Source organism: Ensifer sp. Root31 (assembly GCF_001424825.1).
Taxonomy (GTDB): domain Bacteria; phylum Pseudomonadota; class Alphaproteobacteria; order Rhizobiales; family Rhizobiaceae; genus Ensifer; species Ensifer canadensis.
Window position 1 is genome coordinate 27242 of sequence record NZ_LMCO01000033.1, and the last position, 25423, is coordinate 52664.

Consider the following 25423-nt stretch of genomic DNA (forward strand, 5'->3'; position numbering starts at 1 on the left):
CACCTCCCGCTCGAAGAGCGAAGCCCACTCCATCGGAGCCTTTTCCTTTTCGGCTCCCTCCGGCGGAGCGACAATCGCAGCCTGCGCGAGGGCAATTCATTGTTGACGAGACCCGCATGCATTTTTGCCGCGCCGTGGCCAACTGACCGGGTCAACTACCAGCGTGATGTCGAACCGACAGCAACGCCTATCGGCTGCTCTTAGGAAGCTCTTCGTCGAAACGGGTCTTTTCGCGCCCCGGGTCGTCGTCGAGGATCTCCTCCTCGCTGTCTTCCGGCAACGCTTCATCCGGGTCCATATTGGCTTCATCCCGGCTCGGAACCGGCGGCACGCGGCCCTGATCGGACGGCGGATTGTCGGCATCGTGCAAAGGGAATTCGCCGGACCGGTCTGGCAACGGAATCGTCTCGGGAGGGCTCGATGTCCAGTTCTGTTCCTTCGGATCGCTCATCATCTGACTCCTTTCCTGTTGGAAAGTGAACCGACGGCCATCGGGAATGTTCCCTATCGGGAGGCATTCTTATGCCGATCAGATCCGATCGCATGAAGCTCTACCCCGGCGGCGGAACACACTCGAAGGAATGGAAGGCCTTCCGCGCCTCCCTAATCGAACGCGCCCGCAACGCTTGCGAGGGCAGGCCAAAGCTCCCGGAATGCCGCGCCGCCAACGGCCAGCCTCACCCGAAGACCGGCAGCAAGGTTGTGCTGACGATCGCTCAACCCCTGCGAATGCGCCGGCGGCGAGAGCCAGTGCGTCGACCCTCCCCGCGGGTGGACCGTAATGATCTCTTCGCCATCCATGGCCATCAAGCCGGAGAATGGGTTTGAACCATGCGGCTCAGGCGTGGAGCGGTGGCAGAAAACAGTTCTGTGTGCGGGACCGGGCAGTCTTTGCCAAGCTCTTGCAATCACACGGCACTTTGTTGGCCGATCACTGTTGGCCAGCCCCTTCACTTTACTGATGCTCATAGCCGCGGAGGTCTGCCGGGGGCCGCGGATAGGGATTAGCAGCGCGATCGAGCTGCTATGGCGTTTCGGAGAACGGGGATCGGTCCATCTAAACCAGCGATTTCCCGAGCCTGCTCCTTGGAAAGCAACCGAGGCGGCCTTTATTGACCGATGCTAAGCGCGGCACATCCAAGGTCCGTAAAGTGCGGCGCAGAGAATGGGACCCAGCTGGTATCGGCGCGTTCTCCGTTAACGTGGTCCGCTTGGCGGCTCACCGGGTCAGTCGGGGCGTAGCTGAGAACGGACATCTATTCCGGGGCAATTATCATTTCGCCTAGAACTTGATGACGCCATCCGAGAGAGAAGCCCGCAGCTTGTAATGTACCGGTACCGACCGGTAGCGTTCGATCAAATCGGGCGATGCCTTCTTGCCATAGTGTACCATCATTTCTGGCATCAAAATGCGCTCTCCCGCGAACGCTTCGTACCTCACCAACGCTCCTGCAGCGATACGGCCGGGTTTGATGATACGACAATAGAAGCCGGGTCGAGCAGCATTGATGTACATTTTTGAGAAACAAGGGTCATCCATTCTTTCGCAAAGGATTCGGCATGGCATCCGAGGTGCTGTCACTTCCATCACCAGATCGCCGGTGGTGAAACGATCCCCGGCCGCTACGACTTGATTGTCCAGTCCTTCAAGGCAAAGATTTTCGCCGAAAAGTCCGTAGGCAATGGATCTGTTCAGTTTCTTTTCCCACCAGGCACGGCTCACATCTCCCTCGATGTAGATGGCCTGGTCGGGGCCGCCGTGGTGCTTCCGGTTGCAGACAGCGTCGCCTTCAAGTCCTTCACATCCAACTAACGGGCTGTGGCGGGTCGGACGTTTGTTGATTCCGGTTTTCATCCGGTTGCCCGGTCTTACTTCCGCTTTCCCAGTGCACACCGCCAGCACTCTCAGTTCTCGAATCCCGCCCGGCATTTAGAGCATTGCGATCATTATTGCGATGGCCACCATCGCAAGTACTGCTACGCCGACGTGAAGAAAGTGCGCTGCGCTGCTGTTGCTTTTAAAGGTTCGTGCCATGATATCACCTCGTCAGTAGACAAGTTAACGCGCGGCTTGTGTGATGGTTCAAGCCTTCCCGCTCCAAGGCTATTTTAGCGCGCACGCGAGCATCTTGCCGCTCGTCTTGAGGCTTCCTATCTCAAGTAGCGTCCTCGACATGGAGCCTCGAGATGGATGAGCTTGCAGCGAATGGCGTTCCCGACGCCGAGATCGAAGTAATCCCGCCCGCGCGTGATGAAGTTCCCGCGGGAAACACAACCGTATGCCTTTGTTGTCAAGAAGTGCGCTCGGCCTCGCGAATGGACGCCGATGGCTGCGGTATTTGTGACGAGTGCCTGGCGCCATCATTTGAGGGGTTATTCGCACGGGAGTTTCGAAGTGAAACGGGCGTGATCAATCGCCCTTTGCGGACGTGGGCGCCGTAAGCCTGTCAAAGCGGGTTGGGGACAATGACTAGCCAGAGCGCGGCGACGCGAGTGGCTCCTTTTCCCACGTCCTCACCCCTCATTTTTGAATATTAGAATAAAAACACATGAAGTTGCCTCGCTTCGGAACAAATGCGCACCGCGCTGGTTAAAGCGCGACCTACGGAATCCTAAGAACCAATCGATCCCCCCATGATCGTCGACAAGACGCTCATGAAAACATGCGTGTGAACTCAGATATGCGGAAAGTAGTTGTCATCAGCGATTTTCAGGACGGTTGGCCTCCTGCTTCTGCGGTTCCCACCAAGGCCGAACGTCTACTGACCTGGACGACGCGATTGAAGGAAGAGCAGGAGGAGTGGCAGTCTGGGGACCATGAAATCGTGGTAGAGGGCGGCTATCTGGAGCGTCTCCCTTTGGCGTGCCTCGCTCAAGGAATGGTTGATCGCGCGGAAATCTGGAGCCACTGGCGTAACAACGCCCCACCCGATGAATGTCCTGCTGAGGCGCATTTGAAGCGACGCGTCTTCATCTTGAACGGCCCGGATCATCCGTTCTCCTCTGATGATATGCTTGCTCACATTGAGGTTTATGGCGCTCCTACCATCCTTTGCGTCTTAGGGCTGGGTGTCAGTGAGGAAATACTTCTCCCCTGCCATCGCAGCTTCAAAATCTATAACTCGATAGATGCGCCCGCCCTGCGAATTCCGTCCAACATAAGCCGTCACTTCGATCTCATCCTGTCGGCTTCCAAAGAGCAGAGCGACGAGATCCGCGCGCGCCATCCAGAGACGCAGATCGCCATCCTTCCGATCGGACCCGAGTTCGCGTCCCCCTCCACGTTTTATCCAATCGAAGGACCGAAGGATTACGACGTCATTTATGTAGCCGCTGCTCAGCCCTACAAACGTCACGACATTCTGTTTGCAGCATTGAGCCGTTTGCCACGAACCGTGCGCACGCTTTGCGTATTCGGTTATGGCGAGGACGCAGCGGCATTGCGTCAAGACGCGGCCGAACTCGGACTGAACGCCGATTTCGTCGGACCTCCGGCCGTGCCCATCGCGGAGGTCAACCGTTTGATGAACCGAGCGCGCATGGGCGTTGTCTGCGGTGTCGATGACGGAGCGCCAGCGGTGCTCACCGAATACATGCTGGCCGATCTGCCCGTTCTTGCCAATGCTGCGTTGCGCTGCGGGCTCCAATATATCACCCCAGAGACCGGCGCCGTGGCCACAGCGGACCGGTTTCATCTGGGCATCGCCAACATGTTGACGCGGCTTGAGGATTTTACCCCTCGCGCGGCGGTCCTGCGTCAATGGACGTGGCACCATTCGATCAGAAAACTTCAACAGTTGATTGCAGCCCATCGTTCAAACCAAGAGAGGAGCGCGCGGGACTCAGAGATCGTTTGATCATTCGAACGTCTGAAGCGCGGTTGATTTATGAATATATTGCCAAATTCTTTATCAACAGATGAGATCCACCGAAATTCTGATGTACCGCTAATCTGTTTTTCCCATCTTCGGTGGGATTTCGTGCTGCAACGGCCGCAACATCTGATGCAGCGGTTCTCGCGGGAGCGCAACGTATACTTCTTCGAGGAGTTTATCCCGACCAATCATCATTTGCCCTATCTTGAATTTCACTCCTTCGCCGGCTCGAAGGTAAGAGCCGTGCGCCCGAGAGTGCCAGATCGTTGGAGCGAAGCGGAGCGCCAGGCTGGATTGACCGAGCTGCTTGACGACCTACTCGAACTCATCGGGCGAAAGCCGCCGATCCTGTGGTTTTACACGCCGATGATGTTCCCATTGGCTCGGCATGTCGCCGCCGCCGCTGTCGTCTACGACTGCATGGATGAACTCGCGAATTTCAGATTTGCGTCGCCGCTCGTGGGCGAGTTGGAGCAAGAGCTGATGCGCCGGGCCGACGTCGTATTCACGGGCGGTTATAGCCTGTATGAAGCCAAGCGGCTTCTCCATGATAACATACATCCCTTCCCTTCTGCCGTCGACGTCGGTCATTTCCAGTCGGCGCGCGCAATATCCGACATCCCCGACGATCAAGCGCCGTTTGCACGCCCGATACTCGGTTTCTGCGGGGTTATCGATGAACGTCTCGATCTGGACCTCGTCGCGGCCTTGGCCGATCAGCGTCCGTGGTGGTCAATTGTATTCATCGGGCCGATCGCCAAAATCGCACCGGAGGAACTGCCGCGGGCACCCAACATCCATTACTTGGGGCAGAAGGATTATGCGAGGCTCCCTGCGTATTTTGCCGGCTGGGATGTCGCGTTGATGCCGTTTGCCCGCAACGACGCCACCCGTTTCATCAGTCCGACGAAGACACCTGAATACCTTGCCGCAGGACTTCCCGTCGTGAGCACGCCGATCACAGATGTCGTGAGGCAATACGGAGACATCAATGGCTTATTCGTCGCAGCCGATGCCGCGGCCTTCGTGCAGGCGTGCGAGGCAGCGCTTCAATTGGGACCCAAGCATGGGGACTGGCTGAAGGTCGTCGACGAACGACTGGCAACACTTTCCTGGGATGACACTCACCGTCGTATGGATCGGCTAATTCATGAGGTCTTGGATCCTGCTGTGCGGGCGCCGGGGCCCCTTTTGCGTCACGTGGGAAAGACGTCACGAAAGAGCTCGAGGCACCACCGAATTGATTACCTGATCGTCGGGGCGGGATTTGCGGGGGCGGTCTTGGCCGAGCGTCTTGCCAACGAGGGCAAGCAGAGAGTTCTTGTATGTGACCGGCGCCCCCACATCGGAGGCAATGCCTACGATTTCTACAATGAAAACGGTATCCTGGTTCACAAATATGGACCGCACATTTTCCATACCAATAGCGAAGCGATCTTTAACTATTTGTCGCGCTTCACGGCCTGGAGGCACTACGAGCACCGGGTGCTAGCCCAGGTAGACGGCAAGCTGTTGCCGATACCCATCAACCGGACGACCCTAAACCAATTGTACAGCCTTGATCTTGAGGACGACGCTGCCGCCGCGCGATACCTCGCCGGGAAGGCCGAGCCAACTGAAGAGATCCGCACCTCGAAGGACGTGGTTATCGCCCAGGTTGGAACGGATCTTTATCGGACATTTTTCGAAGGCTACACCCGCAAGCAATGGGGACTGGACCCTTCGCAGCTCGACAAGGCAGTGACGGCGCGAATTCCGACCCGCACGAACACTGACGACCGGTATTTCCAGGACATTTTTCAAGCGATGCCGAAGAACGGCTACACGGACATGTTCGAGAACATGCTGGCTGGCGAAAACATCGAGATCCTGCTGGAGACAGATTTTCGCGATATTCGTCCCCGGTTTGCGGACGCCCACGTGATATTCACCGGACCAATCGATGAATTCTTCGATTACGAGTTTGGCCGTCTTCCCTATAGGAGCTTGCGCTTCGAGCACGTGACGTACGATCAGCGGCGCCTGCTACCTGTCGGCGTGGTCAACTTTCCTTCCGAAGCCGTACCTTACACACGGCTGACTGAATTCAAACATATCACCGGACAAATCCATCCGAAGACGTCTGCCTGCTTTGAATATGCCTGTTCGCAAGGCGATCCGTACTACCCAATCCCCAGATCAGAAAATCAGAAACTCTTCAGCCAATATGCTGAGCTTGCGCGTTCGCGCACGGACGTGACGTTCGTCGGAAGGCTGGCCACCTATCGCTACTATAATATGGATCAGGTCGTCGGACAGGCCTTGACGGCATTTAAGAGATTGCAAAACAAAGAAAAGGTGAACGCCGGGTTGGGTGTCCGGTGAGCCCGCTCCCACAGAGGCGGAGACTGGTACTCGCAACGGAAAGTTGCGATCCCTCCGGTATGGGAGCCCACATGCTGGTGCTCGGCGAACGGCTGCGCGACCGATACGACATTACGGTGGCCGCGCCACTCGGCGATGGCGCATTCGTGGAGAAGGCAATCGCCTTGGGACTCGCGGTAAAAGCCCTCGGCGACATCCATAGTTTCGGCCATTGGCTGCGATCAAGCGGCACGGAGCTGCTGCATATTCACGCCGGGATCGGATGGGAAGGACATGCACTGGCCCATGCGGGCAAGGCAGCCGGCATTCCCGTCATACGAACGGAGCACCTGCCATTTCTCCTTACCGATGAGAGGCAGAAATCGGAGTTTCGGGAGGGCCTCAGTGCTGTGGCGAGACTGATCGTCGTCTCTGATGCCTCACGGGCCACCTTCTTGGAGGCCGACATTGACCCCGACAAGATCTGCGTCATTCGCAATGGCATCTTGTCTCTGGACGATGGCAAGGACGCGCGCGCGCAGTGGGGCTCGCCCTCGGCAAGAACACTCGTCTCGATTGCCCGTTTTTCACCGCAAAAGGATCACGCGACGCTCGTGCGAGCAATGCCGGCTGTGCTGGCAAGATATCCAGATGCGGTTTTACTGCTGGTTGGCAGCGGCCCCGAAATGGCTGCCGTCAGAGATCTGGTGGCCGAGCTCGCCATCAAAGAGGCGGTGCGATTTGCCGGACAGCGGGATGATATCGCGTCCCTGCTGGCCTCGGCGGATCTCTTCGTTCTGGCCTCTCGGTTCGAGGGGCTTCCGCTGGTCGTTCTTGAGGCGATGTCGGCGGGGGTTCCTGTCGTCGCCACGGCAATCGGGGGAACCATCGAGGCTCTCGGGCACGATCATCCCTACCTCGTGGAGCCGGGGCGGCCCCATGCTTTGGCTGAGGCAATTTGCTCGGTCATGAGTGACCCGATCGCGGCAGCCCGCACAGGACGGGCAGAACGAGCGAGGTTCGAACGACTTTTCACAGCAGCCAGGATGGTCGCGCAAACGGAAGAAATCTATCGAGCCACTTCCAAAACAGAAATGGGCATGCAGAGAGGGTACAGACCCATGGAACGTACGCGTATCGGATTTGTCGGGGTGGGCGGAATCGCAAGACGCCACCTTGAAGTTCTGGCGGGATTCGACGACGTGCACCTCGTCGCATTCTGCGACCCGGAGTTCGATCGGGCAAGGCAAGCCGCTTTTCAGTTTGGCGCCAAAGCCTTCCCGGGGTGTCCAGAGATGCTGGCGAACCAGGAGATCGATGCCGCCTATATCTGCATCCCGCCGTTCGCCCATGGTAAGGTCGAGCGTGAACTGATTGCCCGCAGGATTCCGTTCTTTGTCGAGAAACCGATCACACTGGACCTTGAGCTTGCCACGGAACTGGCTGCCGCTATCGCCGACGCTGGTTTGATCACAGCGGTCGGTTACCATTGGCGGTATCTGGATATCGTTCAGGAAGCGCGCTGGCGTTTGAGCGAAAACCCAGCCCAACTCCTTTCCGGCTATTGGCTGGATCAGACGCCCCCTCCGCAATGGTGGTGGAAGAAGGAGACCTCAGGCGGCCAGATGGTGGAACAAGCCACCCACATCATCGATCTCGCCCGCTACCTGGTTGGCGATGTCACGCGCGTGTTCGCACAGGCGGCACACAGGAGGCGTGACGATTTTCCCGAACTCGACGTCGCGACTTCAAGCACAGCCAGCCTCGCATTCGCATCCGGTGCCATCGGCAACATCGCTTCCACATGCGCTTTACGGTGGGGACATCACATAGGACTGAACCTGTTTGCCGACGGATTGGCGATTCAATTGACGGATCGCGACATCATGGTGGATGTCGGAGAAGGCCGCCCTGTGCGCCGCGCGGAAAGAGATCCTGTGTGGTTGGAGGATCGTGCGTTCGTCGATGCGATACGCGGCGGCGACAATGAGATCCGCTGTGCATATGAAGAGGCGCTCTCGACCCACCGCATTGCCCTGGCGATCGCCAGGTCAGCGGAGAGTGGCCTGCCAATCGATCTCAACACGTTCTAGGAGGTTCCAACGATGACGAGCCGTACTATTCGGTCGCTTGGTGTCTCGGGCCCTGGCGAATTGTACTTCCTGGACTATGAGGAGGGGCCCCCCGGCGACGAGGAGGTGCAACTTGAGACGCTGTTCACCGGCTTTTCTGCCGGTACCGAGCTGACGTTTCTCAAAAACACCAACCCGTACTTCTTCTCCCGCTTCGACAATGATCGGTGTTCATTCATTTCCAACGAGCCTGGACTTCAGTATCCGGTTCCATTTCTTGGCTACATGGAAGTGGCACGCGTCGCCGACAGCAAGTCTGTGGGCTATGCAAAAGGCGATGTCGTGGCGACGACCTACGCGCATAAGACCGGCCACACAGCCAACCCGTATCACGATCTTCTCGTTCCTCTTCCCCCCGCGATTGAACCCATTCTTGGGATATTCGTCGCACAAATGGGTCCCATCGCCGCCAATGGCATCTTGCATGCCGATGCGGCTTCTTTCGGGACCTTTGTTCCTTCGCTCGGAAGCGGCCTGGCCGGGCGACGGATTCTCGTTGTCGGAGCCGGGACCGTCGGCCTGTTGACTGCGCTCTTTGCCAAGTCGCTTGGTGCAACGGAGATCGTCATCGCCGACCCGTCGAAGTTTCGTCGCGGCAAAGCGGAGGCCTTAGGCATTCTTGGGATGAGTGAGGATCACGCTTGGCAGTATGCAAAAGCACGATGGCACAACGGCGGTGGTGACCGGGGCGCCGATTTGGTCTTCCAGACACGGGCGCATTCGGAAAGCCTCAACGTCGCCTTGAAAGCTCTAAGGCCGCAGGCAAGCGTGATTGATCTCGCATTTTACCAGTCGGGCGCAGACGCGCTGCGGTTGGGCGAGGAATTCCACCATAACGGACTGAACATCCTTTGCGCGCAAATCAATCGTGTTCCTCGCGGGCTTTCTCCTCACTGGGATCGGCGTCGTCTCGCCGAAGAGACGATCAAGCTATTGCGCAATGAAGGCGCCCTGATCAAGGAACATCTGATTACTCACGTGGTGCCATTCAACGATGCTCCAGCATTTCTTTCAAGCGTTTTGGCGCGGCAGTTCGAGTTCCTGCAGATTGTATTCGAGGTGCAGAAATGAAGGAGCCCGAGCGCCCGAAAACCGTGCTTTTCGTCTTTGGATGGCTTGTCGTTGGCGGGGAAGAGACGGAGGTCCGCCTGCTTGCCGCCAACCTCGACCATTCCCTCTACAAGATCGAAGTTGTTGCATGTCTGCGAAAGGACGACATGCCCGAGCAAACGCACGAGCAGCTTCGTGCCATGGGCGTCGAAGTGGACACGACGCCCTACGGGCTTTCGTTGGAGGATACCGTCGTCTACCTCGCCGACAAGATCCCGTCCTACGATATCGTCGTCTCCTGTCAAAACGTTGCCGACCTCTACCCAGCTCTTGAACGCCTTCACTTGCGTCCGCCCTTGATCGAGCATGGCGGACTGGTTTCAGAAGCATTGGGTGGTCCGAAGCATTTCACCAGCCGGTATGTAGGGGTATGTCGTACCATCCGCGAGGCAGCAGCCTCCAGAATGCCTGGACGAGAACATCACGCCATTGAAATCCCATCCATGGTCGACTTGAAGGAGTTCAATCCGGTGAGGCGATCCGCAATGCGTCGTCAGCTTGGATTTTCGGATGACGAGATCCTCGTCGGGTGGGTGGGACGCCTCGATCCGAAGAAAAACGTCGAGACGTTCATACGTGCAGCCTCGATCGTTCGTGACCATTGCCCTCATGTTCGCTTCCTGATCGTTGGCGGCCCGGATGCATTCTTTCCGCAATATGCGCAGCTATTGCGCGCCCTAACCCACGGACTTGCGCTGGATTCCGCTTTGACATTCCTCGGCGATCGAGCCGATGTGTCGGACATCTTGGTCTCGATCGACATGTTGGTCTGGCTTTCTAGTGGCGAAGGCATGCCTCATGTCCTCGCAGAAGCAGGCGCCGCATGCCTCCCGGTGGTCGCAACAGCGGATAATGGCTCGATCCAGCAAATCGAACATGGCGTCACGGGGTACTTCGTGCCGCACGATGATCCGCAGGCGGTCGCCGAAAAGATCATGCTTCTCGCGAACTCGCCCACCCTGCGCACCCGGCTCGGCCGACGGCTTCGCGCCCATGTCGAAGAGTTTTATAGCGTGGAGGCGGTCATTCCCCAGTGGGAAAAATTGCTCGCCGACGTACTCGCCGAGAGAATTGCACGCGGTCCAACCGGTTTGTTTTCGTCTTTTTTCCAAGCCGGTTTCGAATGCTCGACGCATCGAATCCGAGCCAAGAGCAAGGGGCAGCCCGACAGAAGGCTCGACGTAATTGCATCAACGAAACACGACCTTTACGTGGAGAACGACTATCGCCAACTGCATGCGCTCGGAATGCGCACTGTCCGTGATGGATTGCGGTGGCATCTCATCGAGCCATCGCCGGGACGATACGAGTGGGACAGTGCGTTGCCGATGATTCGGGCCAACCGGCGCACTGGCACCCAGGTCGTATGGGATCTACTCCACTACGGTTGGCCGGATCATATCGACATCTGGTCGCCCGCTTTCGTCGAACGTTTTGCCCTCTTTGCCGGCGCCGTCGCCAAAGTAATGCGAGAGGAAATCGAAGCTCCCCCATTTTATGCGCCGGTTAACGAAATCTCATTCTTGTCCTGGGCTGGCGGCGAGGTTGGCTACCTCAACCCGTGGGCAACGCGCAGGGGTTTTGAGTTGAAGGCGCAACTCGCACGGTCATCACTTGCTTCTATGAAAGCCATTTTGGGCGTTGACCCTCGCGCGCGATTCGTCCATTGCGACCCCGTCATCAATATTGTCGCAGCACCTGATCGACCGCAGGACCGCGGCGCTGCCGAGGGGCATCGGCTCTCTCAATTCCAGGGGTGGGACATGATCGCCGGCCGCCTGTGGCCGCAGCTCGGCGGCGCAGAACGATACCTCGATATCATCGGCGTCAACTACTATCACAACAATCAATGGGTCCACGGCGGCTCTCACATTGACGTCGACCACCCGCTCCACAAGCCGCTCGGGAAAATCCTTGTCGAAACTTATGCCCGTTACGGAAGACCGATGCTGATTGCTGAAACCGGCATTGAGGGTGAGCGTCGTCCGGATTGGCTCGAATATGTGGCGGAAGAGACACGAGCCGCAATGAAGGCGGGAGTACCTGTGGAGGGCGTGTGTCTTTACCCAATCCTGGACCATCTGGGATGGGACGACGATCGGCCATGCGAGAACGGATTGCTGTCGATGGAACCGACGGATTTGGGACGCACGCTTTACTCTCCCCTGGCACGCCAGATTGGGCATGAAATAAAGGTGACCGAGGCCTTTATCGAACACATACCTGGGGATTCAATGAAACGGGCCTGCCTGGAAGACATTAGCCAAACGAAGGGACCATTGGCAATTTGACGCCACCCTGGACCTCTTCCAGTAGTCCCGAACTGCCGGAAGAGGCGTGTCGGTTCAGTTGAGAATTCAATATAAAGAAGTACTCCAAAGCTCTCGGGCAGTCTTCGGTCCAAAAAGGTCCGCGCTATGCTGCCTGCGGTCTTCGATTCGGATCGCCGCTACGGTCTGCTCGAACTCCGCCACAGCAGCCAAAAGCAAAGTCTTGTTTGCCCAAATAGGCCGCCTTGGCGACAATGCGCCACTCTGGTTGAACGCTTTGGAACGATCGTCAAACGCCGCGCTCCATTCGGCCGCAGAATTTAGACCTACTTTTCCTCCGGAGATGGCCACGACATTGACGCGCTGTCCGGTATCCGCATCCAAACGGCAATCTTTCGATCATCCGCACCTGCTACTGAAGCTGCGTATCGATGACGGCAATTCCCTCGCTCGGATTTTTTGCATACCCCCACATTATGGGCTCTTCTGCCTAGCCTTCGGGGCCTAACCGGCGTCGACTGCCGCGCGCGATGCACTGCCCCTCCAGCTGATGTCCGGTGTGGCGGTCAATTGGAGTAATCCCCTCAGAAGACCTTCCCTTCCTTCAGATGGATGGTCGTACCATTGAGGAGATAGTCGCCGACGACGCGCGCCTTGTGCAGCAGCGGATTGTGATTGAGCACCGTGCGAATATTGCGCCAATGCCGGTCGAAGTTGTTGTTACGGGACGTCGCTGACCCGCCACCCAGATCGAACAAGCGCTCGGCGCTTCGCAGACCAAGCTGGCCAAGGACAAGCTGAGCGCGGGCGGTTGAAAGCGCACTTGCGATGAGGGCATCTTCGATCTCCGCTTCGTTGCCCCGGTTTAAAACCGCAACCGTCCGATCCAGGGCGCTGGCGGCCGCAGCCACCGCAGTGTCGATGGCAAACGAATTGGCGGCGATTTCGCCGATGACCTGCTGGACGAAGGGGTCCTGGGTCGCGGTTTCCGCCATGCTGTGGGCGGCGGAACGCGCCTGGCGGCTGACGTAGCTAAGCCCGTCGGAAAGAACATTGCGGACGGCACCGGCAGCGCTTGCCGCGAGATGCAACTGGCGCAATGTCGAGCAATGGCGGCCGACAAGATTGTCGAGCGAGCGCCGGGTAAACTCGTGCGGGAACACCTCGACATTTTCGAGGATCACGCCACCGCTGGCGGTCAGCCGCTGACCCATTCCGTCCCAATCGTCGAGAATGGTGATGCCGTGTCTATCGACGGGCAAGAGAACGCCGACCGCCTGCCCGTGCTCGTCCAGCGCACTGAACGAGGCAAAATCGGAGAATGCCGTTCCCGTTGCATACCACTTGCGGCCATTGAGCCTATAGGTATCGCCCTGCCTGACGATCGTCGTCGTCACCTGGCCGGGCCGAGCGGTACCCTGTTCGGTGTGGGCGCCGCCGAAGAGCTTTCCCGAGAGGATCAGCTCGATCGCACCCGCATCCCTCTCCCGCGGTTCACTCAGAATGACGTTTTCGACATAGTTGAAGTGCGACCGGAGCGCATGCGCAACATTGGAATCGGCAGCGCCGATCGCCGCGATCATCTCGATATAGTCGGCAACCGAACCGCCTGGACCCCCGAGCGCCACCGGAATCCGCAGGGTTCCAAGTTCCAGCTGGCGAAAGCGCTCGAAGGCTTTGAAAGGAAGTTCACGCGACAGGTCGCGCTCGGCCGCGCCCGTGGCGACTTCCGCCGCGAACCCAGGAACGCGCGCAAGAAGTTCCGCACGTGTCGGGCGTGAAGCAGTCTGCACATTGGTTAGTGTCGTCACTCGTCAACTCCGAGACTGAAGAAACCGGTGCAGCCGGATCTCCCGCAGACTGCACCGTGCCATCGATCACTCGTCGAGATAGATGTCGGAACCGTTGGCCCAGAGATGCTCGACACCCAGCTTGAGGTTTTTCACCCGCTTGTCGTAGACGGTGATCACCGCCGGGGTGACGATGTCGAGCGTGGGCAGATCTTCCACGACCAGTTTCTGGAACGCGTTGAAGAGCTCCAACCGTTTCCGGGTATCGATTTCGACGGCGGCGGTCTCGAGGAGCCGGTCGACTTCCGGGTTGGAATATTTAGACCCGTTGGTGAACGGCACGCCCGGTTTGAAGTTCTTCGACCAGTATAAGCGCTGCACGCCGACGGTCGGATCGTAAAGATTGCTCATGCCTTCGATGGCGATATCGAAATCGCGATCGGTGAAGACCCGCTTCACGAAGGTCGCAAAGTCCTGGGTGCGCAGTTCAACCTTGATGCCGACCTTGGCAAGTGCCTGGGCAATATACTCCGCCGTCTGCTTGGGTGGGCCGGAGGGCTGAGTGGGATCGATGAACAGCTTGAAGCGGAAACCGTCGGCGCCTCGCGCGTAGCCGGCCTCGTCCAAGAGCTTCTCCGCCTTGGCAGGATCGAACTCGTACTTCGGAAGGTCCGGCGTGTAGAATTTCGCAAGGTCGGCGCTGACGGGACCGTCCAGTCGCGTCGCATAGCCGAGATAGACGGTGTTGACGATGAAGTCCTTGTCGACTGCATGGGCGATCGCGTGACGCACCTTGATATCGGCCAGATACTTGTTCTCGAGGTTGAACTCGGCTCGGGCGATGCTCGGCGAATAGGGCGCCGGATCGGTATCGACGACGAGATTGGGGTTCGCCTTCAGGCGCTCGATATCGGTCAGCGGCAAGTTGGCGGTGGAGACTTGCACTTCACCGGTCTCGATCGCGGCAACCGCTGCCGCCGGATCGATGATGAAGCGAAAGATGATCTGGTCGAGATAGGGCTTCGGAGATCCCCAATAGTCCTCGTTGCGCGAAAAAAGCGCGTGGCTGCCGCGCACCCATTCGACGAACTTGTAGGGTCCGGTGCCAACCGGCGCGACATTGTGCGGGTTCTCCGCGATCTTCGTGCCTTCGTAGAGGTGCTTCGGCACGATCGGCGCCTCGAAGCTCGCAAAGGCGGTGAGCAGATAGGGAGCAGGCTTGGAAAGGATCAGTTCCACTTCATGGGCATTGAGGACGTTTGCCTTCTGAATATGTGCGAACGTCGCTCGCCCGCGTGGATGGTGCTCTTTGAGCGCCAAAATAGAGAATGCGACATCCTCGGCGGTGAAATCCTTGCCGTCATGCCAGCGAACACCCTGGCGCAGCTTGAACCAGTAGCGCAGGCCGTCCTCGCTGACCGTCCACTCGGTCGCCAGCAATGGCTGTGGGTTGAAATCACGGTCATAAGTCAGCAGGCTTTCGGTCGCCTTGCCGCTGATATAGTAGGCAGCGCCCGCACTGTGGGCGATCAGAACAAGGACCGGCGGTTCGGTGCCTATATTGATCGAAACGCTACCGCCGCGTGTCGGCTCTTCCGCGGCAAACGAGATCTCCGGAATAGCCCCGACGGCGACGACGGCCGCCAACGCAACGGACGAGAGCAGAAAGGCGCGGCGTGTCGGTTTCGGTGGGCTGATAGGTGTTGATGTCATCAGGATATCCCCAAGCAGACGCAGAGCGCTGGTTTGTTTTCGTGCACCCATCATTGGGTGATCCGTTTCACGATATATAATCTATCAAATTTATGGTGATAATAGATTTCTAAAGTCACGCTGGCTTTTGGAAAATGCTGCACGGCCGGGGACACCGCGACGGAATATCTCACGTCGGAGCCATGCTCTCTCGAATTTACGAGGTTTGGACATCCTCTGATGAATGGCGGCGACGATCATCGGCGGGCATGTCCATCTGCGTCCTGGTACCAGACGCATCGGCCACCGTCCCAGGGCAGGAGGTTGAACGAAAAATCCCGACATTGGCAAGCCGTTGAAAACTCATCCCAAGATCGGCACCCAAAACGCAATCGACATTATCGATCTATTAAATAGACTAAGGAGCAACGCTGACTGTGAGTTTCAAGGAGTTTTCGATGTCATCAGAATTCATCGGCCACACGTCCAACAGGGAGGGATCCGATATCGTTCCGGCGACCGGCCCGATCATCGACAAGGCGTATATTGGCAGTCACGTGCAGGCAGCGGAAGCCGCCGGCATAGACCGGCTGTTGATCGGCCAGTTCGCACAGTGGCCAGACAACAACCAGATCGCCGCCTTCGTCTTCGGCCAGACACAGCGGCTCGGGGCGCTACTTGCCCATCGGCCTGGCCTGATGGCTCCGACGCTCGGCGCCCGGCAGCTCGCAACGCTCGACCAGTTCTCCGAGGGTCGCCTATGGGTGCACATCATCACCGGCGGTTCCGACAGCGACCAGGCTCGCGATGGCGATTTCGAGGATCATGACACCCGATATGCCCGCACCGACGAATATCTGTCGGTGCTGAAGAAGACCTGGGAGAGCGACGAGCCCTTCGACCACGAAGGACGCTTCTACAAGTTCAAGGGCGCCTTCAGCCAGGTCAAGCCCTATCAGAAGCCGCGGATCCCGATCTCCTTTGGCGGCTCGTCGGATGCCGCGATCGCGGTCGCCGGCAAACACGCCGATATCTATGCGCTCTGGGGCGAACCGCTGGACGGAGCGAAAGAGACAATCGCCAAGGTGCGTGCAGCCGCTATTGCCAATGGCCGGTCGGCCAGTGACGTCCGCTTCACCCTCGCCTTCCGCACCGTCGTGGCCGAGACGGAACATGCCGCATGGGCAAAGGCCGGCGATATCCTTGAGAAGGTGAAGTCACAGAAAGCGCGTTCGGCCGGCGGCAACGGCGAGAAGCTACCCTCGAACGTCGGCTCCGTGCGCCTGCGCGAGGCTGCCAAACGCGGCAAGGTGTTGGACAAGCGGCTGTGGACCGAGGTCGCCGAGGCAAGCGGGGCGGGTGGCAACTCGACCGCTCTGGTCGGGACGCCGGAACAGGTGGCAGACGCCATCCTCGACTATTACGATGCCGGCGTTTCCAACTTCCTCGTGCGCGGCTTCTACCCGACCGAGGACACCGTGACCTACGGACGGGACGTAGTGCCGCTCGTCAAAGCCGGCATTGCCGAGCGCGAAGCCAGAAAGGTAGCCGCCGAATGACCGTACCGCTCGATATCGTCGACATCCATGTCCATATCTGGCCGCCGGCTTGGGAACCAGGCGGAAGATGCGCCAAGCCCACCGGCGGCTTCTCACCGGAGATCTATCGCAAGATCACCACTCCGCATGCGCTGGTTGACGAATTTGGCCGTCGGCATATCGCTGGCGGTCGTCATCGCGACGATCGAGAGCCTGTTCAGCCTTGAACGCACCGTGCCGCTTTCCGCGTTACGGGAAGCCAACGACTGGCTGACGACCCTGTCGCGCGATCATCCGATGCTGGCCGGCTTTGGCGTCGTCCACGCCTTTGCAGGCGAGGAAGGCGCGCGTGAGGCCGAGCCGCCTAGTGACAAACGCCTTCCTCCTGCCCAACACCATGGCCATCGGTGGACGCGAAGCCCGACCCTGCAGGGCCGGGAGTGTTCACGCCACGAGCGAACGTTGGGGGTTACCGTGCCAGCGCGACGCGCCGCCCACTGCCGGGCTGTTCCAGTACATCCATCTGCACGTCGTATATCCGCGCCAATTCTTCCGAAGTCATCACATCGGAAGGCGTCCCCTCGGCAATGAGACGGCCCGAATGGAGTGCCACGATGCGATCGCAGAAACGGGCTGCCATATTGATCTCGTGCAGTACCGAAATGATGGTGATGCCCTTGTCCCGACAGAGATCGCGAGTCAACGCGAGCACCTCGAGCTGATGACCGATGTCGAGGGCGGAGATCGGCTCGTCGAGCAGCAGGCAGATGGCATCCTGCGCGACGAGCATGGCAAGCCACACGCGCTGGCGCTCGCCCCCCGACAGACTGTCGACCTCGCGGTTAACAAACGGGCCGATGCCGGTGACCTCGATTGCTTCTTCCGCCTTTGCCCTATCGGCCGAACCGAAGCGGCCGAGCGCGCCGTGCCAAGGATAGCGACCGAGTGCGACCAGCTCGCGGGCAAGCATACCAGGTGCTGGCGGCGTACTCTGCGGCAAATAGCCGAGCCGCCGGGCGAAGGCCCGTGTGCCCCAGCCTGCAAGCGGCTTGCCCTCGAAATCGATACGGCCCGAGGTCGGCACAAGCTGCCGCCCGATGAGCTTGAGCAGCGTCGACTTCCCGGAACCATTGTGGCCTATCAGCGCGATGGAGTGTCCTGCGGGGATCTGCAACGTCAGCGGATGCAGCAAGTTGCGATCACCAATCGCAAAGCTTACATCATGAAGCGTCACGACGGCCTGGTCGCGGGCGATGGGTGGAGTTTCAGTGAGGTGGTTCGGCATCTTTTCGTTCCAGTGCGGATCCCTGGACCTGCTGTTCGTCTCATTGATAGATATTATCGACGGCAAAAGGTCGGGGCATTGATTGGGCAGGCTGTGCCGCATTTCTTCAAGCCATCGAGCTTGTAGCGTATGCAGCAAACCTTTCGTTGGAGGCAGATACCGCGCGCGGCATCTGGAACCATGTGCGTCAGACGGAACAGCGGATGGACGGCGGACATATGCATCTCCATCTCACGCAAGCGCACCGCGACATCAGCCGGCATCGTCTCCTGCTGCCAGAGATCCCGGACATGGCCGCAAGCGCGGCATAACGTGTAGGACGCGTTGCTCCAATGCACCCGTTCGGACGTGGCTGTCACCCTCGCCATCCGCACGATCAAGGGCTTTACATTGTCTTCGACAATCCGCCCCAGGTGCTCGCTCACCGGAGCCGGCGCAGCGCGTTTCAGCACGAACCGGACAGGCGTCTCCAAATCAGACAGGCCGACGTAAATATCCGACAACTTCAACGAAAACCAGATGTCGTGAACGAGACCATAGGCAATAACCGGTCGGAGCAGCCGGCCGAAATAACCTTGCGTCCACAGCGACGCCGCGGCCCGGCGATCACCCGGTCCCCACCGCTGCAACAGGCCATCCAGTGCGTTCGCAATCGGCCCTGGCTTGAGAATGCTGTCCAGACTGACGAGATTACCATTTTCCGTTGGCACTGCGTGGCTCAGGGCTGCATCCGCGAACGGCGTGGGAAGCGTCGGAAGCTGGTTCACCATCATTTCTGCCGCCCCAGGAGCCAAATGAGGTAGGGCGCGCCGACGAGTGCAGCGAAGAGGCCGAGCGGCAGCTCGTAGGGAAAGGTCGCTGTGCGGGCGCCGAAATCGGCAAGGGCCATCAGGATCGAGCCGAGCAGGAACGAGCCTGCCAGGTGCTGCGGCGCTGTGACGAGACCGGCGCGCAGAGCAATGTGCGGTGCGACGAGCCCGACAAAGCTCAGAGGGCCGACGAGCAGGGACGCGGCGCCCGTCGCAGCACCCGAGAGAAGCAGGAGAACCACGCGGCTCAACCGCACCGAAAGACCAAGCGACAGGGCGATCGAAGGACCGAAGGGCAGGATCGTGAGCCAGCGGCTCAATATCAGCGCGGCAACAAGGACGAGCAGTGAGAGAGCGCAAAGGAATATTGCGGTCGCCGGCGTTGCCGTTGATGCAGAACCACCAAGCCAGGAGAGAATTTGCCACGACCGCTGATCGCCGATCGCAAGCAGCGCCGACAAAACGGCAGAGCTGAAGGAACCAACGGCCACGCCCGCAAGTAGCAGCTTTTCCGGCGGCAGATGCCGGCGGCTGGCGAACACCAGAACCGCCAGCATGGCTATGAGCGCGCCGAGCCCGGAGCCAGTGAAGACCGCGACCGTGCCGCCATCAGGCGCGAAGGTCAGCGCTGCGGCAAAGCCAAGACCGGCACCGCCGCTTACGCCGACGACTTCGGGGCTGGCCATCGCATTGCCGGTCATGCGTTGGAGTACCGCGCCGGTCACCGCGAGGAGGCCGCCCGCCGCGGCAGACGCCAAGAGCCGAGGCCATCTAAGCGGTGCCAGGTCGAGCGTTTCCGACCAGTTCAGGATCTTCCAGCCATGTCCGGACGGCCCGATGAAGAATGCGATCGCGACAAGGACCGGCACGAGAAACAGAAAGGCGGCGAATGCTGTTTTCAGGTGACTGCGATGGACGTTTTCACGCGCCTCGTGCGGCACTTCCATGCTTCGCACCCTGGGCAGAAGCCAGAGCAGCAAGGGACCGCCAACGAGTGCGGTGACCGCACCCGTCGGAAAGTTCTCGCTCGACGCGCGAGCAACGGTTTGCACGATGCCGTCGCAGAGCCACAGGAAAAGCGCCCCCGCAACCGGCGACAGCGCTACGATCATCGCCGGCCGGCGAGCACCGCAGGCGCGCACGAATGCCGGGGCGGCAAGGCCGACGAAGCTTACCAGGCCGGCGGCCGCTGCTACGGAGCCGGCAAGCGCCGTGGCGATCGCGGCAATGGCAAAACGGATGCCGCCGAGATTGACTCCAAGGCTACGTGCGCTCGTGTCACCAAGGCCCAGGACCATCAGCGGGCGGATCAACAGGCCGGCAAGCAGGCCAAGAAGCACCAACTCCGAGCCAAGGTTTTGGAACACTGACCAGTCCTGCTGAGTGAGGGATCCGCCGTTCCAGGTCACAAGCGACATGAGGTACTCGCCCCGCGCGAGCGTAATCGCCGCGGAAAATGCTGCGGCTGTCACCCCCACAAGCAGGCCGGAGACCACCATCGTCACCGGCTCGAAAGCCCGACGCCAACCGAGCGCGAAGACGATCGCCGCTGCCCCCGCGGCCCCGGCGAGCGCGACCAAGGTTCGGTGGCCATCGACGATTTCGGGGACATAGAGCGTCGCCGCGACGATCGCGAGCTGAGCGCCCGCGGAGATGCCCAGAGTCGATGGATCGGCGAGCGGGTTGCGCAATAATTGCTGGAGTAGCGCGCCGGAAAGACCGAGTGCTGCGCCCGCGACCAAAGCGACGGCCGCTCTCGGGAACAGGCTGTAGGCCAGGATGATCTTGTCGAGGCCGAGCTCTGCGGGAGGGGCAGACAGGTCTCCCCATTGCGCAAACGGGACCTGGTTCGATGCGGCCAGCGCGAAGAGGATGAGGCCAGCGAGCACGCTAGCCGACAGGAAGGACCATGTCCGCATCGTCATCCGCGCTGATCCTCCGTAAGAATCGCTTCGGCGAAGAGGCGCGCAAACCGCAGGCCTGCGGTCACGCCACCATAGGGGTTGACGTTGGCGAGCTGGATGACCCGTCCTTGACGGACCGGCTCCAGCGAATTCCAGATGATGCTGTTTCGAAGGCCGCTGCGCGCCTCGACGGGCACCTCGGAAACGATGACGATGCGCGCATCGGGATCGGCCGCCAGGTTTTCGATCGGGACAGGTGCCGCAAAGGTGAACCGTGAACGATCGGTCCAGGCATTCGGCAGGCGGAGCCGGACGAGCATGTCGCCGAACATGCTGTCGAAACCAAAGACGCGGACATGTCGCGCGTCGCCGATATTGACGACGTAGGTAGACCTATTCGCCAAGGGAGCCAGCGTCTGCCGGTAACTTTCGATTTCGCCGGCAATCTCCTTCAGCAGCGCTCCCGCTTTGTCAGACCGCCCGAGACGCTCGCCGAGCGCCTCGACCGCTGCCAGCGCCTTTTCAAAGGGCGGCTCGCCCCGCACGTAAAATGGCAGGGAGAAGAGCGGCGCGATCCGGCTAAGCGCAGCCTCGTGGCGCACGTAGAACGGCGAGATGAGAATGAGATCGGGCCTCAGGAGGTGAAGCAGTTCGAAATTGGGCGAGCCGCGCAATCCGAGATCGACGACATCGGCTGGCAACTCCGGCTCTACCGCATTGCTTCGAAACTGTATGAGTTCCGTCGCCGCAACCGGGATGAGGCCGAGTACGCACAGCGTCTCCAACATCGCCCAGTCGATCGCAGCAATGCGCAAGGGCATGTCGGCCCTGACATCAGGCGCGGCGAGCAAAAGCGCTGCGCCGAGAAGCAGCTCCCGGCGACCGATAAAAGGACCCAATGCCCGCTCTCTCATTTCGCTACCAGCTATAGGTCAGCTTCCCCATGAACGTGCGGCCGTCGCCGTAGTAGCAGCCGAAGGAGCTGCAGCTTGCGACATAGTCCTTATCAAAGACATTTTGAACGTTGAGCGACGCCTTGTAACCATTCTTCTTAAAGGAGAGCGCGAAATCGGCCAGTACGACCGAATCCAGGTTAAAGGTGTTGGCGCTGTTACCATAGCGCTGGCCGACATAGCGCACGCCCGCCCCGATCCCGAGCCCTTCGAGCGCCGTGCCCTCCTGGAAAGTGTAGTTCGCCCAAAGGCTCGCCATGTGTTCCGGGACGTTTTCGACGCGGTTGCCGTCATCGGCGCCGGAGGCGATCCTAGCATCCGTGTAGGTGTAGGACGCCCGCAAATCGAGCCCTTGCGTTATGCTCGCTACGGCTTCGAGTTCCAGGCCGCGGACGTTAACCTCGCCGATCTGCGACGAAATGCCGGCGATGGTGCGAAGCACGTTCTTCTGCTTGAGGTCGTAGGCGGCTGCTGTGAAAAAGCCGTTCCAGTCGGTTGGTTCGTATTTCACACCGAGTTCGACCTGCTCTCCCGAGGTCGGCTCGAATGGTCTCCCGTCCGGCCCTGCGCCGATCACCGGCTCGAAGGACGACGAATAGCTGACATAGGGCGCAATGCCGTTGTCGAAGATATAGCTGAGGCCGGCCCTGCCGGCCAGTTCGTGATCGTCCTGGTCGAGCGGACGTGAAACGCGTGTCAGTCCATTCAGCGACGTTCCCGCGCTGCTGGTCCAATCCTGTCTGAAGCCCAACGTCGCGCGCCAGCCTCCAAGCGCCAGTTCGTCCTGCACGTAGACACCAAGCTGGGAAAGCTCGCTGTCGACAGTCGTGTCGAGCGTCGGCGCGATCAGCCGGATCGGTTCGCCATAGCTTGGCGAACGCACGTCGAGCGGTGTCGCCTGGTAGAAGCGGGTCCGCACATTATTGCCGAAGTGGCGATAATCGAGCCCGAAAAGCAGCGTATGGTCGACATCGCCGGTCGAGAACTCGCCTTGCAGATTGTTGTCGATATTGACGGTATTGAGAGCCTCGTCCTGAAAGGTCGCGTTTCGGCGGAGTGTCCGACCGTCAGCCGCGAGACCAAGCGTCGACATACCGAGCGATTGGTAGTCCCAATTGAAGTCGCTATAGCGGAAGCTCTGCCGGAAAATCCAGCTCTCGCTCAAGCGATGCTCGAATTCATATCCGAGGTTTGCAAGCGTGCGGCTGGAACGGTCGAAGGACTCGTTACCGACATAAAAGTCACGTGGCAGGCGAAAATCGGTGGCGTTCAGCGTGTATTGCGGCGGCAGTCCGGAGGGCGTGCTGGGATTGTCGTGCTGGACACTCGCAAGGATCGTCAGCTTGGTATCCTCGTCCGGTTGCCAGGTGAGCGCCGGGGCAATGAAATAGCGATCGTTGTCCAGTTCGTCGACCTGGGCAGCGGCGTTCTTGCCAAGCCCGGTCAGCCGGTATGCAAAATCCGACTGCTCGCCCAGAGTGCCGCCGAAATCGAAGAAGCCACCAATGGTCTCGTAGCTTCCGCCCTGCACGCCGACTTCGCCGAAATTCTCGAAGACCGGCTTTTTGCTGATCATGTTGATGATGCCACCCGGATTGCCCTGGCCATACATGACCGAAGCGGGCCCGCGAAGAACGTCGATGTTTTCGAGCCCGTAGATTTCGAAGGCAGGCGCGCCGGCCGTTCGCATCATCCGCAGCCCGTTCAGGAACTGGACCTGACGCCCGTCGAAACCGCGGATGATCGGCGCGTCGAAGCGCGGATCGGTACCGAAGGGCTGTCCAAGCACGCCGGGCGTATAGTTCAGCGCCTGCCCCACCGTCTGAGCGCCCTGAGCCTCGATCTCGTCGTGGGTGATGACGGACACCGACTGCTGCGTCTCAAGAAGCGGCGTGCCGGTCTTCGAAGCGGTACGGCTCGACTTTGCCACATAGCCCTCGACAGGACCGCCGGCATCCCTGTCGCCCTTCACGACGATCGCCTCGAGCTTGGTCTCACTTTGCTGCTGCGCCATGGCGGTCTGTCCGGCGAATCCTGTCAAAGCGACGGACGTAAGCAGCAACCAGTGAATGCGTGACATGTGACGACGAAAGCCTCTGCGCGCGGCATTTACGCGCTCAATCTGGAGTGATTTTGTCATCTTTCTATAGTCAAATTTTCCGGCATTCCAATAAGTCGGCACAGGATTTTTCAGAACTATGAATTATGATATGGGGGCACAGCATCGTTTTCAGTTATTGCAATGCGAGACCTCATGTCGGCTCCAAAATCGCCACGCGCGGCGACCTTCGAACTTCGCCACCTGCGCTATTTCATCGCGCTCGTGGAGGAAAAGAATTTCGAGCGGGCTGCCGCCCGGCTCGGTATCGCCCAACCCGGCCTCAGCCGGCAGATTCTGAATCTGGAAAGCCTAGTCGGCATCCCGCTACTCAATCGAGCCAAGCGGTCCGTGCAGCTGACGCTGTCGGGACAATTGCTGTTCGACGAAGCCCGAAAGATCGTCGCCCAGGCCGACCTCGCACTGTCCGAACTGCAGCGGGTCGGGCGCGGCCAGACAGGAAGGATATCGGTCGGTTATGTGGCCTCGGCCGCCTATTCCGGCGTGCTGACGGAATCACTGACCTCTTTCCGCCATGAATTCCCCGAGATCGAACTCCAGCTTGTCGAGATCGAGATGCGCCAGCAGCTCGCGATGATTTCGGAAGGCGACCTCGACTTCGGCTACATCCGCCCGCCCGCGCCGATCCCGGCCGGCCTCACCACGACAACCGTGCTTCGCGAGGTACTGGTCGTGGCGCTGCCGGAGGCCCATCCCCTCGCCGCACAGCATGCGATCGAGCTCACGGCCCTCTCGGAACAGACCTTCATAACGCCGCGCCAGCCCGCCGATGTCGGTTTCCACTCCAATACGCTCGATGCCTGCAAGGACGCCGGCCTTGCCCCAAAGATCAGTGCGACAGGCCGGGATTTTACCACTATCATAAGCATGGTCGCCGTCGGGCTCGGCATCGCGCTCGTGCCGCAGTCGCTGCAATGCCTGCAGCTTCCCGGCGTTCGTTATGTTTCACTGGCGCGAAATCGCGTCACGTCCGACCTCGCGGTCGCCTACCGCAAGGTCGAAGCCTCGGCGGCCGTGCGCGCCTTTGTCGCGCACCATCGAGCACGCTTCGGCCGTCCCGCCTAGCGCATGCTCTTACAATCTCCTTGTAAAGCTCTGTGCTCGAGGGGACTACGCTCAGTCTTAAAATGACAGCAAGGGATCCAGGTAATTGAGCCGACCTCGAAGACTGGAACCTAGGAGAAGGTTATTACGCCGCTACAACCCGCAACCACCTTGCCCTCCGACCCTTGGTTGATCATCGCCGGCACGGCGCTTTTCCTTGTTGCCTCCTGCGTTATTCCAGCCAACACGAGTATATGAAAGTGCTGCTTTCCGTGTTGCGCGGTTGGCTTTCGTGCAGCGCAAATATTTTGCCGCATCTGCAATTTACCGGTGTTGACGTGCAATCTTGCCCAAGCGGCCATGCACGAAATCTCCGAATTACCACGGACTCCCCGGACGGCCAGTGCACCGCGTCAGCGACTGGCGTTCGCGTCGGTATTGCACGGATCGAACAACCGTGCTGCTCTTATGTTCGTTTGCAAGCTTTTAGTCATAACTCTTTCCTTTCCGGCTTTGACGACGAAAGCATATGCGTGGAGCTGTTGAACAAGGCAGGAGA

General features: G+C 59.5%; 17 protein-coding genes and 1 pseudogene. 9 read left to right on the plus strand and 9 right to left on the minus strand.

The window, feature by feature from the left end; all coding sequences use genetic code 11:
* Positions 1-187: 187 nt before the first annotated feature.
* A complete protein-coding gene (locus ASD00_RS24555) occupies positions 188-451 on the minus strand; it encodes a hypothetical protein (protein ID WP_156407939.1) in 264 nt (87 codons plus the stop codon).
* Positions 452-522: 71 nt separating this feature from the next.
* Here ASD00_RS24555 and ASD00_RS40800 point away from each other — a divergent pair, with 71 nt between their 5' ends.
* A complete protein-coding gene (locus tag ASD00_RS40800; protein ID WP_162249752.1) occupies positions 523-828 on the plus strand; it encodes a hypothetical protein in 306 nt (101 codons plus the stop codon).
* A gap of 454 nt (positions 829-1282) precedes the next feature.
* Here ASD00_RS40800 and ASD00_RS39215 read toward each other — a convergent pair whose 3' ends face one another.
* Complete coding sequence (locus ASD00_RS39215) at positions 1283-1855, minus strand: MOSC domain-containing protein (protein ID WP_234908113.1); 573 nt, start codon at positions 1853-1855, stop codon at positions 1283-1285.
* 826 nt (positions 1856-2681) lie between these two features.
* On the opposite strand from ASD00_RS39215, the gene ASD00_RS24570 reads away from it, so the two are divergent.
* The 4 genes and pseudogenes from ASD00_RS24570 to ASD00_RS24585 all read left to right on the plus strand — a co-directional run bounded on the left by ASD00_RS24570 (position 2682) and on the right by ASD00_RS24585 (position 11751).
* Positions 2682-3857, plus strand: coding sequence for a glycosyltransferase (locus ASD00_RS24570; protein ID WP_225906345.1), 1176 nt, complete (start codon positions 2682-2684; stop codon positions 3855-3857).
* 147 nt (positions 3858-4004) lie between these two features.
* Entirely contained in the window at positions 4005-6239 is a 2235-nt protein-coding gene (gene glf / locus ASD00_RS24575) for a UDP-galactopyranose mutase (protein WP_113567105.1), read from the plus strand.
* Between the two features lie 59 nt (positions 6240-6298).
* A pseudogene (locus tag ASD00_RS24580) lies at positions 6299-9421 on the plus strand (glycosyltransferase).
* Positions 9418-11751, plus strand: a complete 2334-nt coding sequence (locus ASD00_RS24585; RefSeq protein WP_057209700.1) for a glycosyltransferase family 4 protein — start codon at positions 9418-9420, stop codon at positions 11749-11751. The pseudogene ASD00_RS24580 and the gene ASD00_RS24585 overlap by 4 nt, the downstream one beginning before the upstream one ends.
* 563 nt (positions 11752-12314) lie before the next feature.
* Here the strand turns inward: ASD00_RS24585 and ASD00_RS24590 are convergent.
* Positions 12315-13541 (minus strand): acyl-CoA dehydrogenase family protein, encoded by a 1227-nt coding sequence (locus tag ASD00_RS24590; RefSeq protein WP_057209702.1) that lies wholly within the window; start codon positions 13539-13541, stop codon positions 12315-12317.
* A 66-nt stretch (positions 13542-13607) separates the two neighbouring features.
* Positions 13608-15233: an ABC transporter substrate-binding protein gene (locus tag ASD00_RS24595; RefSeq protein WP_057209721.1), complete on the minus strand. Its 1626-nt coding sequence runs from the start codon at positions 15231-15233 to the stop codon at positions 13608-13610.
* 437 nt (positions 15234-15670) lie between these two features.
* Between ASD00_RS24595 and ASD00_RS24600 the strand changes: the two genes are divergently transcribed.
* Together ASD00_RS24600 and ASD00_RS24605 are read left to right on the plus strand one after the other, a co-directional pair.
* The gene (locus ASD00_RS24600; protein ID WP_057209723.1) at positions 15671-16771 is read left to right on the plus strand and encodes an LLM class flavin-dependent oxidoreductase; all 1101 of its coding nucleotides are present in this window, start codon (positions 15671-15673) and stop codon (positions 16769-16771) included.
* The gene (locus ASD00_RS24605; RefSeq protein ID WP_057209705.1) at positions 16768-16977 is read left to right on the plus strand and encodes a hypothetical protein; all 210 of its coding nucleotides are present in this window, start codon (positions 16768-16770) and stop codon (positions 16975-16977) included. Before ASD00_RS24600 ends, ASD00_RS24605 begins: the two co-directional genes overlap by 4 nt.
* A 242-nt stretch (positions 16978-17219) precedes the next feature.
* Here ASD00_RS24605 and ASD00_RS24610 read toward each other — a convergent pair whose 3' ends face one another.
* Genes ASD00_RS24610 through ASD00_RS24630 form a run of 5 tightly spaced genes read right to left on the minus strand, consistent with a single transcriptional unit; the run spans position 17220 to position 23715 of the window.
* Positions 17220-18035 (minus strand): ATP-binding cassette domain-containing protein, encoded by an 816-nt coding sequence (locus ASD00_RS24610; RefSeq protein ID WP_057209708.1) that lies wholly within the window; start codon positions 18033-18035, stop codon positions 17220-17222.
* Positions 18036-18088: 53 nt separating this feature from the next.
* Entirely contained in the window at positions 18089-18808 is a 720-nt protein-coding gene (gene fhuF, locus ASD00_RS24615) for a siderophore-iron reductase FhuF (RefSeq protein WP_082523719.1), read from the minus strand.
* Positions 18805-20769 carry a Fe(3+)-hydroxamate ABC transporter permease FhuB gene (fhuB, locus tag ASD00_RS24620; RefSeq protein ID WP_057209712.1) on the minus strand — a complete coding sequence of 655 codons (1965 nt, stop codon included), beginning with the start codon at positions 20767-20769 and terminating at the stop codon, positions 18805-18807. The genes fhuF and fhuB overlap by 4 nt, the downstream gene beginning before the upstream one ends.
* Positions 20766-21662, minus strand: a complete 897-nt coding sequence (locus ASD00_RS24625) for an iron-siderophore ABC transporter substrate-binding protein (RefSeq protein WP_057209713.1) — start codon at positions 21660-21662, stop codon at positions 20766-20768. The genes fhuB and ASD00_RS24625 overlap by 4 nt, the downstream gene beginning before the upstream one ends.
* A 4-nt stretch (positions 21663-21666) precedes the next feature.
* Entirely contained in the window at positions 21667-23715 is a 2049-nt protein-coding gene (locus ASD00_RS24630) for a TonB-dependent siderophore receptor (RefSeq protein WP_244494206.1), read from the minus strand.
* 240 nt (positions 23716-23955) lie between these two features.
* On the opposite strand from ASD00_RS24630, the gene ASD00_RS24635 reads away from it, so the two are divergent.
* Positions 23956-24885: a LysR substrate-binding domain-containing protein gene (locus tag ASD00_RS24635; protein ID WP_057209715.1), complete on the plus strand. Its 930-nt coding sequence runs from the start codon at positions 23956-23958 to the stop codon at positions 24883-24885.
* A gap of 233 nt (positions 24886-25118) precedes the next feature.
* Positions 25119-25423 (plus strand): hypothetical protein (locus tag ASD00_RS41315; protein WP_210173878.1); only part of this gene is annotated, 305 nt, incomplete at its 3' end.

Excerpts from the sequence above, each read along its gene's own strand:
- ASD00_RS24555 (WP_156407939.1), bottom strand. The coding sequence starts at position 451 with ATGAGCGATCCGAAGGAACAGAACTGGACATCGAGCCCTCCCGAGACG.
- ASD00_RS40800 (WP_162249752.1), top strand. The coding sequence starts at position 523 with ATGCCGATCAGATCCGATCGCATGAAGCTCTACCCCGGCGGCGGAACA.
- ASD00_RS39215 (WP_234908113.1), bottom strand. The coding sequence starts at position 1,855 with ATGAAAACCGGAATCAACAAACGTCCGACCCGCCACAGCCCGTTAGTT.
- ASD00_RS24570 (WP_225906345.1), top strand. The coding sequence starts at position 2,682 with ATGCGGAAAGTAGTTGTCATCAGCGATTTTCAGGACGGTTGGCCTCCT.
- glf (WP_113567105.1), top strand. The coding sequence starts at position 4,005 with ATGCAGCGGTTCTCGCGGGAGCGCAACGTATACTTCTTCGAGGAGTTT.
- ASD00_RS24585 (WP_057209700.1), top strand. The coding sequence starts at position 9,418 with ATGAAGGAGCCCGAGCGCCCGAAAACCGTGCTTTTCGTCTTTGGATGG.
- ASD00_RS24595 (WP_057209721.1), bottom strand. The coding sequence starts at position 15,233 with ATGACATCAACACCTATCAGCCCACCGAAACCGACACGCCGCGCCTTT.
- ASD00_RS24600 (WP_057209723.1), top strand. The coding sequence starts at position 15,671 with ATGTCATCAGAATTCATCGGCCACACGTCCAACAGGGAGGGATCCGAT.
- ASD00_RS24605 (WP_057209705.1), top strand. The coding sequence starts at position 16,768 with ATGACCGTACCGCTCGATATCGTCGACATCCATGTCCATATCTGGCCG.
- ASD00_RS24610 (WP_057209708.1), bottom strand. The coding sequence starts at position 18,035 with ATGCCGAACCACCTCACTGAAACTCCACCCATCGCCCGCGACCAGGCC.
- fhuF (WP_082523719.1), bottom strand. The coding sequence starts at position 18,808 with ATGATGGTGAACCAGCTTCCGACGCTTCCCACGCCGTTCGCGGATGCA.
- fhuB (WP_057209712.1), bottom strand. The coding sequence starts at position 20,769 with ATGACGATGCGGACATGGTCCTTCCTGTCGGCTAGCGTGCTCGCTGGC.
- ASD00_RS24625 (WP_057209713.1), bottom strand. The coding sequence starts at position 21,662 with ATGAGAGAGCGGGCATTGGGTCCTTTTATCGGTCGCCGGGAGCTGCTT.
- ASD00_RS24630 (WP_244494206.1), bottom strand. The coding sequence starts at position 23,715 with ATGGCGCAGCAGCAAAGTGAGACCAAGCTCGAGGCGATCGTCGTGAAG.
- ASD00_RS24635 (WP_057209715.1), top strand. The coding sequence starts at position 23,956 with ATGTCGGCTCCAAAATCGCCACGCGCGGCGACCTTCGAACTTCGCCAC.